14 protein-coding genes are annotated in these 18,619 nt (G+C 73.6%); 11 read left to right on the top strand and 3 right to left on the bottom strand.

The genetic code is table 11. From position 1 onward, the window contains the following. Positions 1-144: 144 nt before the first annotated feature. The gene (locus tag ABT041_RS36665) at positions 145-1,065 is read right to left on the bottom strand and encodes a sugar phosphate isomerase/epimerase family protein (protein WP_351192864.1); all 921 of its coding nucleotides are present in this window, start codon (positions 1,063-1,065) and stop codon (positions 145-147) included. 163 nt (positions 1,066-1,228) lie between these two features. Here ABT041_RS36665 and iolC point away from each other — a divergent pair, with 163 nt between their 5' ends. From iolC to ABT041_RS36640, 5 genes are all read left to right on the top strand, one after another. Next, positions 1,229-2,227: a 5-dehydro-2-deoxygluconokinase gene (gene iolC / locus ABT041_RS36660; protein ID WP_351192901.1), complete on the top strand. Its 999-nt coding sequence runs from the start codon at positions 1,229-1,231 to the stop codon at positions 2,225-2,227. A gap of 9 nt (positions 2,228-2,236) precedes the next feature. Continuing rightward, positions 2,237-3,049: a 5-deoxy-glucuronate isomerase gene (iolB, locus tag ABT041_RS36655; RefSeq protein ID WP_351192861.1), complete on the top strand. Its 813-nt coding sequence runs from the start codon at positions 2,237-2,239 to the stop codon at positions 3,047-3,049. Further along, positions 3,046-4,908 (top strand): 3D-(3,5/4)-trihydroxycyclohexane-1,2-dione acylhydrolase (decyclizing), encoded by a 1,863-nt coding sequence (gene iolD, locus ABT041_RS36650; RefSeq protein WP_351192859.1) that lies wholly within the window; start codon positions 3,046-3,048, stop codon positions 4,906-4,908. The genes iolB and iolD overlap by 4 nt, the downstream gene beginning before the upstream one ends. A gap of 14 nt (positions 4,909-4,922) precedes the next feature. After that, entirely contained in the window at positions 4,923-6,425 is a 1,503-nt protein-coding gene (mmsA, locus tag ABT041_RS36645) for a CoA-acylating methylmalonate-semialdehyde dehydrogenase (RefSeq protein ID WP_351192856.1), read from the top strand. A gap of 158 nt (positions 6,426-6,583) precedes the next feature. Next, positions 6,584-7,735: a calcium-binding protein gene (locus tag ABT041_RS36640; RefSeq protein ID WP_351192853.1), complete on the top strand. Its 1,152-nt coding sequence runs from the start codon at positions 6,584-6,586 to the stop codon at positions 7,733-7,735. A 69-nt stretch (positions 7,736-7,804) separates the two neighbouring features. On the opposite strand, the gene ABT041_RS36635 is transcribed toward ABT041_RS36640, so the two are convergent. Next, on the bottom strand, positions 7,805-8,254 hold the full coding sequence (locus ABT041_RS36635) for a GNAT family N-acetyltransferase (protein WP_351192898.1): 450 nt from the start codon (positions 8,252-8,254) through the stop codon (positions 7,805-7,807). Between the two features lie 141 nt (positions 8,255-8,395). Between ABT041_RS36635 and ABT041_RS36630 the strand changes: the two genes are divergently transcribed. Further along, positions 8,396-11,149 (top strand): alpha/beta fold hydrolase, encoded by a 2,754-nt coding sequence (locus ABT041_RS36630; protein WP_351192851.1) that lies wholly within the window; start codon positions 8,396-8,398, stop codon positions 11,147-11,149. After that, complete coding sequence (locus tag ABT041_RS36625; RefSeq protein WP_351192848.1) at positions 11,146-12,012, top strand: ABC transporter permease; 867 nt, start codon at positions 11,146-11,148, stop codon at positions 12,010-12,012. Before ABT041_RS36630 ends, ABT041_RS36625 begins: the two co-directional genes overlap by 4 nt. Positions 12,013-12,046: 34 nt before the next feature. Here ABT041_RS36625 and ABT041_RS36620 read toward each other — a convergent pair whose 3' ends face one another. Next, on the bottom strand, positions 12,047-12,766 hold the full coding sequence (locus ABT041_RS36620; RefSeq protein WP_351192846.1) for a helix-turn-helix domain-containing protein: 720 nt from the start codon (positions 12,764-12,766) through the stop codon (positions 12,047-12,049). Positions 12,767-13,023: 257 nt separating this feature from the next. Here ABT041_RS36620 and ABT041_RS36615 point away from each other — a divergent pair, with 257 nt between their 5' ends. From ABT041_RS36615 to ABT041_RS36600, 4 genes are all read left to right on the top strand, one after another. Continuing rightward, on the top strand, positions 13,024-14,616 hold the full coding sequence (locus ABT041_RS36615) for a vWA domain-containing protein (protein WP_351192843.1): 1,593 nt from the start codon (positions 13,024-13,026) through the stop codon (positions 14,614-14,616). 33 nt (positions 14,617-14,649) lie between these two features. Continuing rightward, a complete protein-coding gene (locus ABT041_RS36610) occupies positions 14,650-15,120 on the top strand; it encodes an anthrone oxygenase family protein (protein WP_351192841.1) in 471 nt (156 codons plus the stop codon). A gap of 307 nt (positions 15,121-15,427) precedes the next feature. Beyond that, positions 15,428-16,363: an AfsR/SARP family transcriptional regulator gene (locus ABT041_RS36605; RefSeq protein ID WP_502976689.1), complete on the top strand. Its 936-nt coding sequence runs from the start codon at positions 15,428-15,430 to the stop codon at positions 16,361-16,363. A gap of 145 nt (positions 16,364-16,508) precedes the next feature. Then, on the top strand, positions 16,509-18,524 hold the full coding sequence (locus ABT041_RS36600; protein ID WP_351192836.1) for a helix-turn-helix domain-containing protein: 2,016 nt from the start codon (positions 16,509-16,511) through the stop codon (positions 18,522-18,524). Positions 18,525-18,619: the final 95 nt, after the last annotated feature.

Below are 18,619 nucleotides of genomic sequence, written 5' to 3'. Positions count from 1 at the left end.
GAGAGCGGCTGTCGAACGCCTGTGACGCAAAGCCCGCGTAACGGAGACAAGCGTGACGACCGAGGGACCCGTGTGACCGAAGTGGCACACGCGCCCCTCGGTGTGTCCACGTGCGTCAGCGCTGGTCAGCGCGGTATGCGCTGGTCACACGCCGCACGAGCGGAGAAAGCGCCGGGTCCGCAGGGCGATCGGATACGGGACGTCCGGCTCGCACGGGTACATGTCCTGCTCGACGATCGCGAAGAGGTCCACGTCGAGCGCCGACGCGGCCGCGAGCACCGGCTCCAGCGCGGGCACCCCGGACGGCGGCTCGCACATCACCCCCCGTGCCACCGCCGGACCGAATGGCACCTCCTCGGCCACCACCCCGGCCAGGACCTCCGGGTCGACCTGCTTGAGGTGGAGGTAGCCGATCCGTTCCCCGTACGCCTCGATCAGCTTGACGCTGTCCCCGCCGGCGTACGCGTAGTGCCCGGTGTCCAGGCAGAGCGCGACCGCGTCCGGGTCGGTGGCGTCGAGGAAGCGCGTCACGCTCTCCTCGCCGTCGAGGTGGGTGTCGGCGTGCGGATGGACGACGATCCGGAGCCCGTACCGCTCGCGCACCTCCCGGCCCAGACGCTCCGTCAGCCGGGTCAGGTCCCGCCACTGCCCGGCGGTCAGCGTGGACTCCTCCAGGACCTCGCCCGTCTTGTCGTCCCGCCAGAACGAGGGGATGACGACCAGGTGCTCCGCGCCCATGGCCTGCGCGAGCGCGGCGTTCTCCGCGACGTGCGCCCAGGTCCGGTCCCAGACGTCCGGGCCGTGGTGCAGCCCCGTGAAGACCGTCCCCGCCGAGACCCGCAGGCCGCGCCGCGCGGTCTCCTCCGCGAGGACGGCCGGATCGGTCGGCAGATAGCCGTACGGGCCGAGCTCGATCCACGTGTAGCCGGCGCCCGACACCTCGTCGAGGAAGCGCTGCCACGGCACCTGCCGGGGATCGTCGGGAAACCACACCCCCCACGAGTCGGGGGCGGAGCCGATACGGATGCGGGACGGTGGCGACGGCTGCGGCGACGGCTTCGTCATGAGCGCCACCTTGGCCGGGCCCGGGAGCACCGTCAAGCGGTCCGGTGGTCCGAATGTCCGGACATATCGTTGACACGCCTCCCGGCGGACGACTAGACCTGGGAGCCGGGGCGGCCGAGCCGAGAGGTGGCGCGTGGAGACGGAGCCGTACGAGCTGATCACCATGGGGCGCCTCGGCGTGGACCTGTATCCGCTCCAGACCGGCGTCGGACTCGACCGGGTCGAGACCTTCCGCAAGTTCCTCGGCGGCTCCGCGGCCAACGTCGCCGTCGCCGCCGCCCGCCTAGGCCGCCGCACCGCGCTGATCTCCCGCACCGGCGCCGACCCCTTCGGCACCTACCTGCGCCGCGAGCTCAAGGGCTTCGACGTGGACGACCGGTGGGTGACCGAGGTCGCCGCGCACCCGACCCCCGTCACCTTCTGCGCCCTCTTCCCGCCCGACGACTTCCCGCTGTACTTCTACCGCCGCCCCCACGCCCCCGACCTGGAGATCCGTACGCACGAGCTCGACCTCGACGCGATCCGCGCCGCCCGGGTCTTCTGGGCGACCGGCACCGGCCTGTGCGCCGAACCCAGCCGCACCGCCACCCTGGAGGCGCTGCGCGCCCGGTCCGGCCGGGAGACGACGGTCCTCGACCTGGACTGGCGGCCGATGTTCTGGACGGACCCGGCGGCGGCCCGCCCGTACTACACCGAGGCGCTGCGGCACGCGACCGTCGCCGTCGGCAACCTCGACGAGTGCCAGGTCGCCACGGGGGAGCGGGAGCCGGAGGCCGCCGCCCGCGCCCTCCTCGCGACCGGCGCGGTCCGGCTCGCCGTCGTCAAACAGGGCCCGGCGGGCGTCCTCGCGCTCGCCGCCGACGGGAGCCGCGCCGAGGTGCCGCCGCTGCCGGTCGAGGTCGTCAACGGGCTCGGCGCGGGCGACGCGTTCGGCGGGGCGCTCGTCGACGGCCTGCTCGCCGGCCGGGACCTGGACACGGCCCTGCGCCACGCCAACGCCGCCGGCGCGATCGTCGCGGGCCGGCTCGCCTGCTCGTCCGCGATGCCGGACGCCACGGAGATCGCGGCGGCCCTGACGGCGGGCAACGGGACCCTGCCGGACGCCTCCGCTCCGGGCGGGCGCACCTCGCCGGACCGCGGCACCCTCCCGGAACCGGGGTAGGGATCCGCCATGCACACCACCCTCCACCTCCCCGCCGGCACCGCCGCCCGCGGTCCGTACGCCGTTTCCATCGACCCCGACCGGCCCGGATGGACGTACTCCGCCCTCCGCGTCCTCGTCCTCGGACCGGGGGAGGTCCACTCCTTCGAGAGCGGGGATCGCGAATGGGTCGTGCTTCCCCTGTCCGGTGCCTGTAGCGTGCGCGTCGACGGCGAGATCCTCGAACTCCTGGGCCGCACGAGCGTGTTCGACGGGGTGACCGACTTCGCGTACGTACCCCGCGACGCACACGCCCAGATCGCCTCCGGCGCGGGAGGCCGCTTCGCTTTGGCAGGAGCGAAATGCGAGCGACGACTCCCCGCCCGCTACGGCCCCGCGCCGGAGGTTCCCGTCGAGACCCGCGGCAGCGGCAACCGCGCCCGCAGCGTGCGGAACTTCGCCTCGGCCGACGCCTTCGACTGCGACCGGCTCATCGCCGTCGAGGTCGTCACGCCCGGCGGGAACTGGTCCTCCTACCCGCCGCACAAACACGACGAGCACCGCCCGGGCGCCGAGTCCGTCCTGGAGGAGATCTACTACTACGAGATCGCCGGACCGAACGGTCTCGCCTACCAGCGGATCTCGCCCTCCCGGCCCGGCGGCGCCGAACTCCTCGCCGAGGTCAGGGGCGGCGACGCCGTCCTCGTCCCCGACGGCTGGCACGGGCCCTCGATCGCCCAGCCGGGGCACGACCTCTACTACCTGAACGTCATGGCGGGTCCGGGCCCCGAAAGGGAGTGGAAGATCTGCTTCCACCCCGACCACACGGAGGGATACGCATGAGGCTCACCGTCGCGCAGGCCCTCGTCCGCTTCCTCGCCGCCCAGCACACCGAGCGGGACGGCGTCCGGCAGCGGCTGATCAGCGCCACCTGGGGCATCTTCGGCCACGGGAACGTCGCCGGGATCGGCCAGGCGCTCGTCGAGGAGGAGGGCATGCCCTTCCACCAGGGACGCAACGAGCAGGCGATGGTGCACGCCGCCGTCGGCTACGCCCGCCAGTCGGGCCGGCTCTCCGCACATGCCGTCACCACCTCCATCGGCCCCGGCGCCACCAACCTCGTCACCGGCGCCGCCCTCGCCACGATCAACCACCTCCCGGTGCTGCTCCTGCCCGGCGACACCTTCGCCGGCCGCCCCGCCGACCCCGTCCTCCAGCAGCTCCAAGTCCCGCACGCGGGGGACGTGTCCGTGAACGACTGCCTCCGGCCGGTGTCGAGGTACTTCGACCGGGTCACCCGCCCCGAGGCCCTGATCCCGGCCGCCCTCGCCGCCGTACGGGTCCTCGCCGACCCCGTCGAGACCGGCGCCGTGACCCTCGCCCTGCCCCAGGACGTGCAGGCCGAGGCGTACGACTGGCCGCAGGAGTTCTTCGCCGAGCGGACCTGGCCCGTCCGCCGCCCCCGCCCCGACACGGACGAACTCGACGCCGCCGTCCGGGCCGTGAGGGCCGCGCAACGACCGCTGATCATCGCGGGCGGCGGCGTGAAGCACAGCGGCGCCGAGGACGCGCTGCGCGAGCTGGCCGAGCGCACGGGCCTGCCCGTCGCCACCACCCAGGCCGGCAAGGGCGTCCTCCCGTACGACCACCCCTGCGACGTCGGAGGCATCGGCCACACCGGCACCGGCACCGCCGACGCCCTCGCGCGCACCAGCGACCTGGTCATCGGCGTCGGCACCCGCTACACCGACTTCACCACCGCCTCCGGCACCCTCTTCCCCGAGGACGCCCGCTTCCTCAACCTCAACATCGCCGCCTTCGACGCCCACAAGCAGGGTGCGCGGACCCTCGTCGCCGACGCGAGGGAGGGACTGACGGCGCTCACCGAGGCCCTCGCGGGCCACCGCCAAGGCCATCGGCAGGACACCGCCCGGTGGACGTTCTCCAAGCAGGACTGGCAGGAGCGGACCGACGCCGCCTACGCCGTCCCCGACGAGGACGCCCGCCCCACCCAGGCCCAGGTCCTCGGCGTACTCGACACTCTGGTCGACGGCAGCGACATCCTGATCAACGCCGCCGGCTCGCTCCCCGGCGACCTCCACAAGCTGTGGCGGACCCGCTCCCCGGACCAGTACCACGTCGAGTACGGCTACTCCTGCATGGGCTACGAGATCCCCGCCGCGATCGGCGTGCTCCTCGCCGCGCCCGGCCGGCCCGTCTGGGCGCTCGTCGGCGACGGTACATACTTGATGAATCCGACCGAAATCGTCACCGCCGTGCAGGAACGGCTGCCACTGAAACTGGTGATTCTGCAGAACCACGGATACGCCTCCATCGGTGGTCTCTCCGAGGCCGTCGGCGCCGAGCGGTACGGGACCGACTACCGCCACCGGGCGGCGGACGGCACCTTCACCGGACCGCCCCTCCCCGTCGACCTCGGCGCCAACGCCGCCTCCCTCGGGATGCGGGTACTGCGCCCCCGCACCGTGCGTGACCTGCGGGAAGCCCTCGCGGACGCGCGGGCGGCCACGGATCCCACATGTGTCTACGTCGAGACCGAAACGGCAGACAGTGTGTCGGGCCCGCCCCCGGCCCAGGCGTGGTGGGATGTGCCCGTGGCCGAGACGTCGACCCGCCCGTCGGCGGCCAAGGCCCGCGAGGAGTACGACCGGCACGTCACCGCCCGACGCCGCCATCTCTGAAGGAGTAACTCGTCATGACGAAGACCGTCCACCACTGGATCGGTGGCAAGACCGTCGAGGGCACGTCGGGCAACTGGGGCCCGGTCACCGACCCGGCCACCGGCGCCGTCACCACGCAGGTCGCCCTCGCCTCGGTCGACGAGGTCGACGCGGCCGTCGCCGCCGCGAAGGACGCCTTCGCGACCTGGGGGACCTCCTCGCTCGCCCAGCGCACCACGATCCTCTTCAAGTTCCGCGCGCTGCTCGACGCCAACCGCGACGCGATCGCCGAGCTGATCGTCGCCGAGCACGGCAAGGTGCACTCCGACGCGCTCGGCGAGGTCGCCCGCGGCCTGGAGATCGTCGACCTGGCCTGCGGCATCACCACCCAGCTCAAGGGCGAGCTGTCCACCCAGGTGTCGAACCGCGTGGACGTGGCGTCCATCCGCCAGCCCGTCGGCGTCGTCGCCGGCATCACGCCCTTCAACTTCCCGGCCATGGTGCCGATGTGGATGTTCCCGATCGCCATCGCGACCGGCAACACCTTCATCCTCAAGCCCAGCGAGAAGGACCCCTCGCCGTCCCTGAAGATCGCCGAGCTGCTCGCCGAGGCGGGCCTCCCGGACGGCGTGTTCAACGTCGTCCACGGTGACAAGGTGGCCGTCGACCGCCTCCTGGAGCACCCGGACGTCTCCGCCGTCTCCTTCGTCGGCTCGACCCCGATCGCCCGGTACATCCACACCACCGCCTCCGCCAACGGAAAGCGCGTCCAGGCGCTCGGCGGCGCGAAGAACCACATGCTGGTCCTCCCGGACGCCGACCTCGACGCCGCCGCCGACGCGGCCGTCTCCGCGGCGTACGGCTCCGCCGGCGAGCGCTGCATGGCGATCTCCGCGGTCGTGGCCGTCGGCTCCATCGGCGACGAGCTGGTCGAGAAGATCCGCGAGCGCGCCGAGAAGATCAAGATCGGCCCCGGCACCGACCCGACCTCCGAGATGGGCCCGCTCATCACGGCCGTCCACCGCGACAAGGTCGCCTCCTACGTGAAGGGAGCGGCGGACGAGGGCTGCGAGGTCGTCCTCGACGGCACCGGCTACACCGTCGAGGGCCACGAGAACGGCCACTGGATCGGCCTGTCCCTCCTGGACCACGTGCCGACCTCGGCCAAGGCCTACCAGGACGAGATCTTCGGCCCGGTCCTGTGCGTGCTGCGCGCCGAGTCGTACGAGGAGGGCCTCGCCCTCATCAACGCCTCGCCGTTCGGCAACGGCACCGCGATCTTCACCCGCGACGGCGGCGCCGCCCGCCGCTTCCAGCTGGAGGTCCAGGCCGGCATGGTCGGCGTCAACGTGCCGATCCCGGTGCCGGTGGGCTACCACTCCTTCGGCGGCTGGAAGGACTCGCTCTTCGGTGACCACCACATCTACGGCAACGACGGCGTGCACTTCTACACCCGCGGCAAGGTCGTCACCACCCGCTGGCCGGACCCGTCCGAGGCCCCCGCGGGCGTCGACCTGGGCTTCCCGCGCAACCACTGATCGGCAGTCCTGACGTTTCGGCCCGTACGGCATCCGCCGTGCGGGCCGATCGTTTCCGCCATCCGAATACAGTGCGTGCTCGCCAGGGCGCGTCGGTGTCACTTTCGGTTACACATCCCCTGCGGATGCATGTTCACGAACCGAAAGGATCATCGATGATGAGTCGTCGTCAGAAGGTCGGCACGCGGACCGGATCGAGGACCGCGGCGGCCGCCCTGCTCGTCCTGGGTGGCGTGGTCGGCCTGGCCGGCCCGGTGCAGGCCGAGTCGGCCGCGAAGGTTCCGACCTGTCTCGGCAAGCCGGCCACCATCGTGATCACGACCTCGGGAGTGACCACCAACGGCACGAGCGGCGCGGACGTGATCATCGGGACCACGGGGCCGGACATCATCAACGGCCTCGGCGGCAACGACCGCGTGTGCGGCCTCGGCGGCGACGACCAGATCAGCGGCGGTCTCGGCAACGACCAGATCGACGGCGGCGCGGGCAACGACAGGCTGGCCGGCGACACCCGCAACCTGTCGGGCAACGCGGAGGACACCGCCGGTAACGACACTCTCACCGGCGGAGACGGCAACGACGTCATGGTCGGCGACAACTGGGCCACCGGTGGCGACGCGAGCGGAGGCGGCAACGACAAGCTGTACGGCGGGGTCGGCAACGACGTCATGGTCGGCGACAGCCTCGGCAACAACGCCACCGGCGGCGGCCGCGACCTCCTGGACGGCGGGGACGCGGACGACGACATGGTCGGCGACTCGCGCGCCACGGCCGGCAACGCGGACGGCGCGGGCGACGACACCCTGCTGGGCGGGGGCGGCTTCACCGACTTCATGATCGGTGACTCCGACGCCACCGGGAACGCCAGCGGCGACGGCGGCGACGACACCCTGAACGGCGGCGCCGACGGCGGCCTGCAGATCGGCGACCACAACATCCGTGCCGCGAGCGGCGGTTACGCCAGCGGATCGGGCCGTGACCACATCATCGGCGGCACCGGCTCGGAGATCCTCGTCGGCGAGAGCTCGGTCGTCGACGCCGGCATCACGTCCGCCAGCGACGACAAGATCGAGGGCGGCGGCGGAGACGACTCGATCTTCGGCGACAACGTGGACTTCGACATCGCCTTCACGGTCGGCACGGCCGGCGGCCGCGACGACCTCGTCGGCGGCGACGGCGCCGACCGCATCCACGCGGGCCCCGGCAACGACTCCCTCGACGGCGGCGCCGGCGGCCCCGACGTCTGCGACGGCGAGACCGGCACGGACACGGCCACGGCCAGCTGCGAGACCACCCCGAACGTGCCGTAGCGACCCGACGCCCGGAAAGCCGGCGGCCCCCGGGGCGCGTACCGACCCGCCCCGGGGGCCTTCCCCGTGTCAGCCGCCCTCGGCGAACGTCCAGCCGAGCATCGCGAACACCCCTTCGTCCGCCGCGCCCGCCGACCGGTAGGTGGCGAGCGCCGGCTCGTTGTCCGTGTCCACCGGCACCCACGCGCCCCGACAGCCCCGCGCCCGCGCCTCCGCCACCAGCGCCTCCGTCAGCGCCCGCCCGATCCCGCGCCGCCGCCGGGACTCGTCCACCGCCAGCTCGTACAGGCACATCTCCGCGCCCTTGTCGGGGTGCAGCATCTCGATCCCGTAGACGAAGCCGGCCGGGAAGCCGTCCTCCGTGTACGCGATCAGCATGAGGTGGCCCGGCGCCGCCAGGAAGCGGGCCGCCCTCCCCCAGGCTTCGTCCGGGGGGACCCCCACCTTCCGGGGCGGTTCGTCGTACAGGTGCCCCGCCGCCAGCAGTTCGGCCACCGTCGTCGCCCGCCGGATCTCCATGCCGTCCCCCTGTGTCCGCGCGGCGCCCGTCCGCGTACCGCGCCCGCTGTACGCGGACCGTACTGCGTACGACTCCAGGAGGTGCGGCGCCTCCGTCTCCGGGTAGCCGTGCCGCACGGCCCGGGCCCCTAGGCTCGAACCATGCGACTCCGACTTCCCCGGTGGGCCGCGGTCACCGCCGCGCTCGCCGTCCTCGCGGGTGCCGGCACCTGGACCGCCGTCGCCCAGGACGATCCACCGCCCGTGCACCGCGCGGACCGGATGCTCGACGTCGACGGGGTACGGCTCGACACCTCGTACTTCACCGGCGCGGGCGACGGCCGGCGCCCCGCCGTGCTGCTCGGCCACGGCTTCGGCGGGTCCAAGGACGACGTCCGCGCCCAGGCCGAGGGCCTCGCCCGCGACGGATACGCCGTCCTCACCTGGTCCGCCCGCGGCTTCGGCGCCTCCACCGGCCAGATCGGCCTCAACGATCCCGACCACGAGGTCAAGGACGTCTCGAAGCTGATCGACTGGCTCGCCGCCCGCCCCGAGGTCCTCCTCGACAAGCCCGGCGACCCGCGCGTCGGCGTCACCGGTGCCTCGTACGGCGGCGCGGTCTCCCTGCTCGCCGCCGGACACGATGCGCGCGTCGACGCGATCGCCCCGCAGATCACCTACTGGAACCTCGCCGACGCCCTCTTCCCGAACGGCGTCTTCAAGAAGCTCTGGGCCGGGATCTTCTTCTCGGTGGGCTCCCCGACCGGGGCAGGCTCCCCGGCCTCCGGCGGCTCCCCGGCCGCGGCGGGCTCTCCCTCCGGGGCAGGCTCCCCGGCCTCCGGCGGCTCCCCGGCCGCGGCGGGCTCTCCCCCCGAGGCCGGCGCCCCGGCCGCGGGCGCCTCCTGCGGACGGTTCACCGCCGAGCTCTGCTCCCTCTACCAGCGCGTCGCCGTCGCCGGAAAGCCCGACGCCGCCGCCCGCGCCCTCCTCGAAGCCCGCAGCCCCTCCGCCGTCGGCGCCCGCGTCAAGGTGCCGGCGCTTCTCGTCCAGGGCCAGTCCGACTCGCTCTTCACCCTCGCCCAGTCCGACGCCATGGCCCGTACCCTCACGGCCAACGGCGCGCCCGTCGCCGTCGACTGGATCGCCGGCGGCCACGACGGCGGCGACCGCGAGACCGAGCGGGTCGAACGCCGCGTCAGTACCTGGTTCGACCGCTGGCTGAAGCGCGACACCTCCGTCGACACCGGCCCCGCCTTCCGCGTCAGCCGCACCGGCGGAGTCGACTCCACCGACGGCCAGGCCACCCTGCGCGCCGCGACCGCCGACCGCTACCCGGGGCTCACCTCCGGCACCACGCGCCTCGCCCTCGGCGGGCCGCCGCAGACCTTCACCAACCCGCCGGGCGGCGCACCGCCCGCCGTCTCCGCCGTCCCCGGCCTCGGCGGCGGACTGTCCGGACTCTCCTCCCTCGGCGTCGGCCTCTCCCTCGACTTCCCCGGCCAGCACGCCCGCTTCGACACGAAGCCGCAGACCGAGGCCGTACGGATCACCGGCACGCCGACCGTCCGCGCCAAGGTCACCTCCACCGCCGCCGACGGTTCCGCCGTCCTGTTCGCCAAGGTGTACGACGTGGGGCCCGACGGACGGCAGCAGGTGCTGCCCGCCCAGCTCGTCGCCCCCGTCCGCGTCGAAGGCGCGAAGGCCGGGAAGAGCGTCACCGTGACGCTGCCCGCGATCGACCACGAGGTGGAGGCCGGGCACCGGCTGCGGCTCGTCGTCGCCGCCACCGACCTCGGCTACGCCTCCCCGACGGTCCCCGCCGGCTACACCGTCGCCGTCGAGGGCCCGCTGACCGTGCCCACCGCGCCCGGCCTGTCCACGCAGGCCGCAGCCCTGCCCTGGTGGGTGTGGGGCCTGCCGCTCCTCGGCCTGGCCGCTACCGCCGCCCTGCTGCTCACGGCCCGCCGCAGCGCCGCCGCCCCCGCGCCCGCCCCCGACCTCGCCGCCGTACCGCTCCAGATCACCGGCCTGTCGAAGAAGTACAAGGGCGGCGACCGGTACAGCGTCCGTGACCTCTCCTTCCGTGTCGAACAGGGCCAGGTCCTCGGTCTCCTCGGGCCCAACGGTGCGGGCAAGACCACGACCCTGCGCATGCTGATGGGCCTGATCACCCCCGACGAGGGCGAGATCCGCGTCTTCGGCCAGGCCATCAGGCCCGGTGCCCCGGTCCTCTCCCGGGTCGGCGCCTTCGTCGAGGGCGCGGGCTTCCTGCCGCACCTCTCGGGCCGGGAGAACCTGGACCTGTACTGGAAGGCCACCGGCCGCCCCGCCGAGGACGCCCACGTCGACGAGGCCCTGCGCATCGCGAACCTGGGCGGCGCCCTCGAACGGGCCGTCCGCACCTACTCGCAGGGCATGCGCCAGCGCCTCGCCCTCGCCCAGGCCATGCTGGGCCTGCCCGACCTGCTGATCCTCGACGAGCCGACGAACGGTCTCGACCCGCCGCAGATCCGCGAGATGCGCGAGGTGATGATCCGGTACGCGGCCGGCGGCCGGACCGTCATCGTCTCCAGTCACCTCCTCGCCGAGGTCGAACAGTCCTGCACGCATCTGGTCGTCATGGACCGGGGGCAGCTCGTGCAGGCCGGACCGGTCGCCGAGATCACCGGCTCCGGCGACACCCTGCTCGTCACCCTCGGGGAGGCCGTCCCCGACGCCCTGGTCGAGAAGATCGGCGCCCTGCCGGGCGTCGGCTCGGCCGCCCGCGCCGACGGCGGGCTCCTGGTCCGCCTCGACGGCCTCGCACCGACCGCCCTGATCGGCGAACTCGTCCGCCTGGACGTGCCGCTGACCGGCGTCGGCCCCCACCGGCGTCTGGAAGACGCGTTCCTGACCCTGATCGGAGGAGCCGCGTGACCACCGCAGCCACCACGCCCACGAGTGCCCCCGGCTACCGGCCCGGACGCACCCTGCCCCTGCGCGTCGAGGCCCTCCGCCAGTGGAAGCGCCGACGGACCATGGTCATGGGCGGCATCCTCGTCGCCCTGCCCTTCATCCTGATCGCGGCCTTCGCGATCGGCGGCCCCGGGGACGGCGACCGCAACGGCCGCATCACCCTGATGGACACGGCGACGGCCTCCGGCGCCAACTTCGCGGCCACCTGCCTCTTCGTCTCGGCCGGCTTCCTCCTCGTCATTCCGGTGGCGCTGTTCTGCGGGGACACCGTCGCCTCCGAGGCGAGCTGGTCCTCCCTGCGGTATCTGCTCGCCGCGCCCGTCCCGCGCTCCCGGCTCCTCGCCTCCAAGCTGGCGGTCGCCCTCGGCTACAGCGCGGCCGCGATGCTCCTCCTCCCGCTCGTGGCCCTGGCGGCGGGCACGGTCGCCTACGGCTGGGGGCCGCTCCAATTGCCCACCGGCGGTTCGATCCCCGCCGGGGACGCCGTGGTGCGGCTCGGGATCGCCGCCGCCTTCGTCTTCGCCTCCCAACTGGTCACCGCCGGCCTCGCCTTCTGGCTGTCCACCCGCACCGACGCCCCGCTCGGCGCGGTGGGCGGCGCCGTCGGCCTGACCATCGTCGGCAACGTCCTGGACGCCGTCACCGCGCTCGGCGACTGGCGCGACTTCCTGCCCGCGCACTGGCAGTTCGCCTGGATCGACGCGCTCCAGCCCCAGCTGGAGTGGGGTGGCATGGTGAAGGGCACGGCGATCTCCCTGACGTACGCCCTGGTCCTCTTCGCGCTGGCCTTCCGCGGCTTCGCCCGCAAGGACATCGTGTCGTAGGGCCGTTCAAGAAGACCGTCACAACCGGGGCTCCTCACAACCACCCCCTCCGAGCCGCTTCCGCGCCCGCGCGGAAGCGGCTCGTCGTGCCGAGGGCCGCCATCAGCTCGCCCACCCGGCGGCTGTACGTCCGGGCGGACATGCCGAGCCGGGCGGCCGCCGTCTCGTCCGTGACCCCCGACAGCAGGGCGTCGAGCACCGGGCGCAGCTGGTGCGGCAGATCGCGGGGCGGCGGCGGGGGCGCCGCCGCGTACGTCACGTCCTCGGCCGCCGCCCAGCAGGCGTGATGGGCCCGGACGAGGGCCTGGACCACGACCGGGTCCCGGATCAGCAGCAGCCCGTTGTAGAGCAGCTCCAGATCGAGCGGGACCGCGGCGACCGTCCGGTCGACGACGATCATCTTGAAGGGGATGGCCTCCGCGAGGCGGGCCCGGCCGGGGATCCGGAGCCCTCCTTCGAGCCGGGGCAGCGCATGCCGGGGGACGATCCGTCTGACCTCCTCGGCCCGCTCCGCCGCGGCCCGCATGCACGCTCCCGCCAGCTCCAGGAACGGCTCGGGGATCGCGAAGCCCGCGGACGCGACCGGGTCGTCGAAGGTCAGCAGCTCGTGCCGGGTGGAGGCGGCCAGGCCGGCGAGCGCGGCGCTGATGCGCCGCGCCCCCCGGACCGGCCGCCCGGCGGGCCGCTGTCCCTCGGTCGCGGCCCGGTTCATCGCCGAACGGGCGAGCATCACGGAGCCCGCGCTCTCTGCCACCGCTGACCACCCCCGCCCGATCGATGTCCACTCCATGTACGCATGTGACTGCACACGGTGACAACCCCTGTTGAAAAGGATGGCGAATCCATGCCACCCGGCTTCACCCGTGTCGCCGTTGCCGCATCGAGATCCATCCGCAACTCCTTCGACGGCTCCGCGCGGGCCTCTCGTTCGTCACATTCACAAGTGCCCGACACAGAGGGGGAGATGAGATGGCAAGTGGGGGAGACGGGATGGGACGAGGGGGAGACGAGATGGATCGACACGACAAGCCGGCGATCCGGCGCCGCGGAGCAAGGTTCCCGGCGGTGGTCGCCGCGCTGCTCGCGGCCGGCCTCGCCGTCGGCGGCTGCGGCGCGGGCGGCGGCGGAACGAACGCCGACAGGGCCGACGTCCGGACGCCCAAGGGACGCAGCGCCGTCCCCGACGGAGGGAACGCCGCGCCCCGCGAGGGCGAGCAGCGGTCGCCGACGCCCGCCCCCGACTACCTGTCCACCTTCGCGCTCGACGTGGACACCGCCTCGTACGGCTACGCCCGCCGCACCCTCGCCGAGGGGCGGCTGCCCGACCCGGCGACCGTGCGCCCCGAGGAGTTCGTCAACAGCTTCCGCCCCGACTACGAGCGCCCGAAGGACAACGGCTTCAGCGTGACCGTCGACGGGGCGCGCGCCGGGCGGGACGGCTGGTCCCTGGTCCGCGTCGGGCTCGCCACCCGGGGCGCCGACCGCAAGGCCGAACGCCCGCCCGCCGCACTCACGTTCGTCGTCGACGTCTCCGGCTCGATGGACGAGCCGGGCCGCCTCGACCTGGTCAAGGAGTCCCTCGGGCTGCTCGCCGACCAGCTGCGCGACGACGACTCGATCGCCCTCGTCGCCTTCAGCGACGAGGCCGAGACCCGGCTGCCGATGACCCGCGTCGGGGACGCCCGGGGACGGATCCACGAGGCCGTCGACGGGCTCGCGACGCGCTCCTCCACCAATGTGGAGGCGGGCGTCCGCACCGGCTACGACGTCGCCGTCGAAGGCCACCGCAAGGGCGCCACCAACCGGGTGGTGCTGCTCTCCGACGCGCTCGCCAACACCGGTGACACCGAGGCCGAGTCGATCCTGGCGCGGATCGACGAGGAGCGCAGGGCGTACGGGATCACCCTCTTCGGCGTCGGCGTCGGCAGCGAGTACGGCGACGACTTCATGGAGACGCTCGCCGACAAGGGCGACGGGCAGACGACGTACGTCTCCAACTCGGCGCAGGCACGGAAGGTCTTCGTCGACCAGCTGCCGACCCATGTCGAGCTGCGCGCCCGCGACGCCAAGGCGCAGGTCGCCTTCGACCGGCGGACCGTCGAGAAGTTCCGGCTCATCGGCTACGAGAACCGGGAGGTCGCCGACGAGGACTTCCGGAACGACCGGGTGGACGGCGGCGAGATCGGCGCCGGCCACACCGTCACCGCGCTCTACGCGGTGAAGACCAGGCCCGGGGCCACCGGGACGGTCGCCACCGCCACGGTCCGCTGGCTCGACCCGCAGACCCGTGCCCCGCACGAGCGCTCCGGCACGGTCGGGACGGCCGCGCTGACCGGCGACATCTGGGGCGACGGCCACGACAGCCTGCAGCTGACCGCGATCAGCGCCTACTTCGCGGACGCCCTGCGCGGGGGCGGCCTGCCGGGCGCCCCGAGCCTGCGGGACCTCACGAACCGCGCCGGGGCGATCGCCGACCGCTCGGGCTCGGCGGTGGTCCGGGAGCTGGCCGACGCCATCCGCCAGGCCTCCGGGCTGCTGCCTTCCCGGGAGGGCGAGAAGCCTTCCGGGGAGGGCGAGTTGAGGTCGGGTGACCCGTACAGCTGACGTGCGTGGCGGGCAGCGGGCCACAATGGCCGCATGGCCACCCTGCTGCTCGCCCTCGCCGTCGGAAGCACCGGACTCTACGCCGGTTTCCTGCTGATCTTCCAGACCGGGATCATGCCCGCGCTCGCCCGTCTGACGGACCGTGAGTTCGTGACGGCGATGCGCCGGATCAACGAGTACGTGCCGAGGGCCGTGTTCCTCACGGTCTTCCTCGGTGTGATCGCCTTCCCCGCCGCCGCCTTCCTCGTCCCCCAGGACGGGCGGACGGACGCCCAGAAGTGGCTGGTCCTCGCGGGGCTCGTGTGCGCGGTCCTCAACCACGCGGTGACCATCGGCGGGAACATCCCGCTCAACACGGCGCTCGCGGCGTCGGAGAAGACCTCCGAGGACGAGCCCGCCGTGGTCCGGGCCGCCTTCGAGAAGCGCTGGAACGGCTTCCACCGCGTCCGTACGGCCCTGATCGTCCTCGCGTTCGGGCTGCTCACCGCCGCCGCGGTGCTGTAGAGGCCCCGAGAACCGTACCCCGGCGCCGGTTTCTGGCGTGAACTCGCGCGTGTCGGCCCTCCCCGCATCGGCAAGGACCCTGAGAAACCGTACCCCCGAGTCCTGAAACCGCCGCTCGGCATGCATAATATCTGCGCCACTGACGAAAACATGACGCCTAGAAAACCGGACGAACGGGGTGAATCACCACGATATCCGGGAGCGTCATTCCGTACCCTCCGGTTTCTTATTGACATGCCTACGGGGGTCTTTTCTAATCAATCGAGAGTTGACCCGCGCAGACACCGCACAGGCACGAGGGGGCAAGGTGGACGTCCGGATTCTGGGGGGACTGTCGGTACGTGAGAACGGGGTGTCCATCACGCCGACGGCGGCCGCGCCCCGGCAGCTGCTCGCCCTGCTCACGGCCAGCGCCGACCAGGTCGTCCCCGTGACGGTCCTGACCGAGGAACTGTGGCCGTCCGGCGCACCGCGCGGCGCCCGCGCCGAACTCCAGGCCCACATAGCCGAGCTGCGGGGCCTCATCGCGGGCGCCCTGCGCGCAGCCGAACCGGCGGAGCCCCGCCCCGGCTGGGCGGACCGACGCAGCGCCGACGCGATCCTCGTCTCCCAGCCCGGCGGCTACCGGCTCGACTCCGGCGGCGGCCCCAACGACGTCTGGCAGTTCGAGCGCGCCGCCGGCGCCGGCTACCGCGCCATGGAGGCCGGCGACCTGCCCCGGGCCGCGCTCCGCCTCGGCGAGGCCCTCGCCCTGTGGCGCGGCGAACCCTACGCGGGCGTGGCCGCCGGCCCCCGGCTCCGCAGGGAGATCGAGCGCCTCGAAACCTCCCGGCTCAGCGTCCTCGACCAGTGGATGGAAGCCCAGCTGGGCCTCGGCCGGCACGCCGAACTCGTCTCCGAACTCACCGGACTCGTCGCCCGCTACCGCACCAACGAACCCCTCCACGCCCACCTCATGGTCGCCCTGCTGCGCAGCGGACAGCACGACCAGGCCCTCGTCGTGTACGAGCGGCTGCGCGTCCACCTCAAGGGCGAGACCGGCATGGAACCCTCCGCGCGGCTCCGCCGGCTCCAGCGCTCCGTCCTCGCCGTCCGGGACACCGCGGGCCGCCCCGTGTACGCGCCCCGGATCCCCGCGCAGTACGTCCCCGCCCGGCCCGCCCCGTACGCCCCCGCCCCGTACGGCACGGCGGCGTACGATCCCGCCCGCAGCCGGCTCGTCCCCGCGGGCTCCGTCGGCTGATCAGCCGACGGGACGACAGACCGCCACAGGGAATGAAGTGCGGCAACTCACCGTTGACCGACTCCCGGAGCCGAATTATTTTCGGCGAGCAGTACGGGTTTCCTCCTAGGTGCCCGATTTCGCTCGACTACGGGGGGCAGGAGCCATGACTTCGCACGGCGCGGACGGAGCCGGTGGTGCCGACGCGCTGCTCGCGGTCCTCGAACTGCTCGCCCGACAGGCCCCGCCCGCCCGCTTCGACACCCTCCTCGACGAGGCCCGGCAGACCGGACTGAACGGCCCGGAACTCCACCGCCTGGAGCGGGCCGTGGAACTCGCCGGCGAGGTCCGCGCCGCACGCGCCCGCGACGCCCGCCGCGAGGCCGGACTCGCCACCCTCACCGACACCGCCCGCGACCTCACCCTCTCCTACGACCTCGACAGCCTGCTGCGCGTCATCACCCGCCGCGCCCGGCGGCTCCTCGGCCTCGACCTCGCCTATGTGACCCTGCGCGGCCCGCACGGCGCCTGCTACGTCCACACCACCGAAGGCTCCCGCACCGCGACCGGGCCCGGACCGCGCCTCGCCCCCGGACTCCGGATCGCCGAGGGGTACGGACTCGGCGGCGCCGTCCAGCTCCACGGCGAACCCGTCTGGACCCCCGACTACCTCGCCGACGAGCGCTTCGCCCCCTCCGGCTCCCTCGACGCCGGCGTCCACGCCCCCGCCTTCGACGAGGCCGCCGAATCCGCCCTGCGCGCCGAGGGACTCCACGCCATCGTGGCCGCGCCGCTGCGCAGCGGAGACACCGTCATCGGCGCCCTCTACGGAGCGGACCGGCGCGTCCGCCACCACACCCCCGACGAGATCGCCCTCCTCGCCGGGCTCGCCGACCTCGCCGCCCTCGCCGTCGAGAAGGCCGGCCTCCTCGACCGCACCCGCGCCGAGGTCTCCGAACTGGAGCGGGACAGCTCCCGGGTCCGCACCAGCCTCACCCGGATGCGGCACGTCAGCGAGGCCCACGGCCGCATCATGAACCTCGTCCTCGCCGGCGGCGACCTGTGCAACGTGGCCAAGGCGGCCGCCGACGCCCTCGACGCGACCGTGCTGATCCGCGACCCCGGCGGCCGGCCCCTCGCCACCGCCGGAGACATCCCCGGCCTCGACGAGGAGGCCGTCGCCAAGGCCTCCCTCGACGCCCACGCCCGCCGCCGCCCGGTCCTCGCCGACGACGACACCTGGGTCGCCCCCGTCATCGCCGGCTCCGAGGACCTCGGCGGCCTCGTCATCCGCGCCGCCGGCGGCCTCACCGGCGAGGACGAACGCCTCCTCGAACTCGCCGCCCAGTCCGTCGCCTTCCTCCTCCTGATGCGCCGCTCCACCGCCGTCGCCGAAGGACCCGTCCGCGACGAACTCCTCGACGACCTCATCGCCGACCCGCCGCACGCCCCGCAGCAGATCGCCCAGCGCGCCCGCCGCCTCGGCGTCGACCTGCGCAAACCGCACGTCCTCGTGCTCGCCCGGCCCGAGGGCGGCGAGCAGGGCCGGGCGGTCGTCTGGGCGTCCTCGTACGCGTACCGCCTCTCCGGCCTCAAGACCGTGCAGGGCGGCCGGATCGTGCTGCTGCTCCCCGGCATCGACGCCTCGGCCGCCGCCAAGGCCGTCGCCGCCGAACTGTCCCCGCTGCTCGGGCACCCCGTCTCCGTCGCCGCCGCCGGACCCGGGCAGAGCCCGGACGGCGTCGGACGGATGCACCAGGAGGCCGGCCGCTGCCTGGACGCCATGAGCGCGCTCGGCGGCACCGGCTCCGCGGCCTCCGTGCAGGACCTCGGCTTCCTGGGCCTGCTGCTCTCCGACGACAACGACGTGGACGGCTTCGTCGAGGCCGCGATCGGGCCCGTACTGGACTACGACGCCGAGCGGTTCACCGACCTCACCCACACCCTGGAGGCGTACTTCGCCTCCGGCGGCAGCCCCACGAACGCGGCCGAGGCGCTCCACGTCCACCCCAACACGGTCTCCCGCCGCCTGGAGCGGATCGGCGAACTCCTCGGCCCCGAATGGCAGAAGCCCGGCCAGGTCCTGGAGGTCCAGCTGGCCCTGCGCCTCCAGCGCACCCGCGAGGTCCTGGCCCGCGGCCGCGGCCCGGCGGGCCCGACAGGACCCGCCGGCCCGGGCTGATGTGCGGGACCACGGCCCCGGCTGGTCCGCACGCGGGCGGCGAGGTAGCGGAGCAGCCGCCGGTCGGGGACCTCGTACGCGCCGGGGAACCGGTC

This window comes from Streptomyces sp. NPDC002825 (assembly GCF_040295385.1).
Lineage (GTDB): Bacteria > Actinomycetota > Actinomycetes > Streptomycetales > Streptomycetaceae > Streptomyces.
The sequence above is the reverse complement of the archived record's forward strand: the minus strand, read 5'-3'. Positions and strand labels throughout refer to the sequence as shown.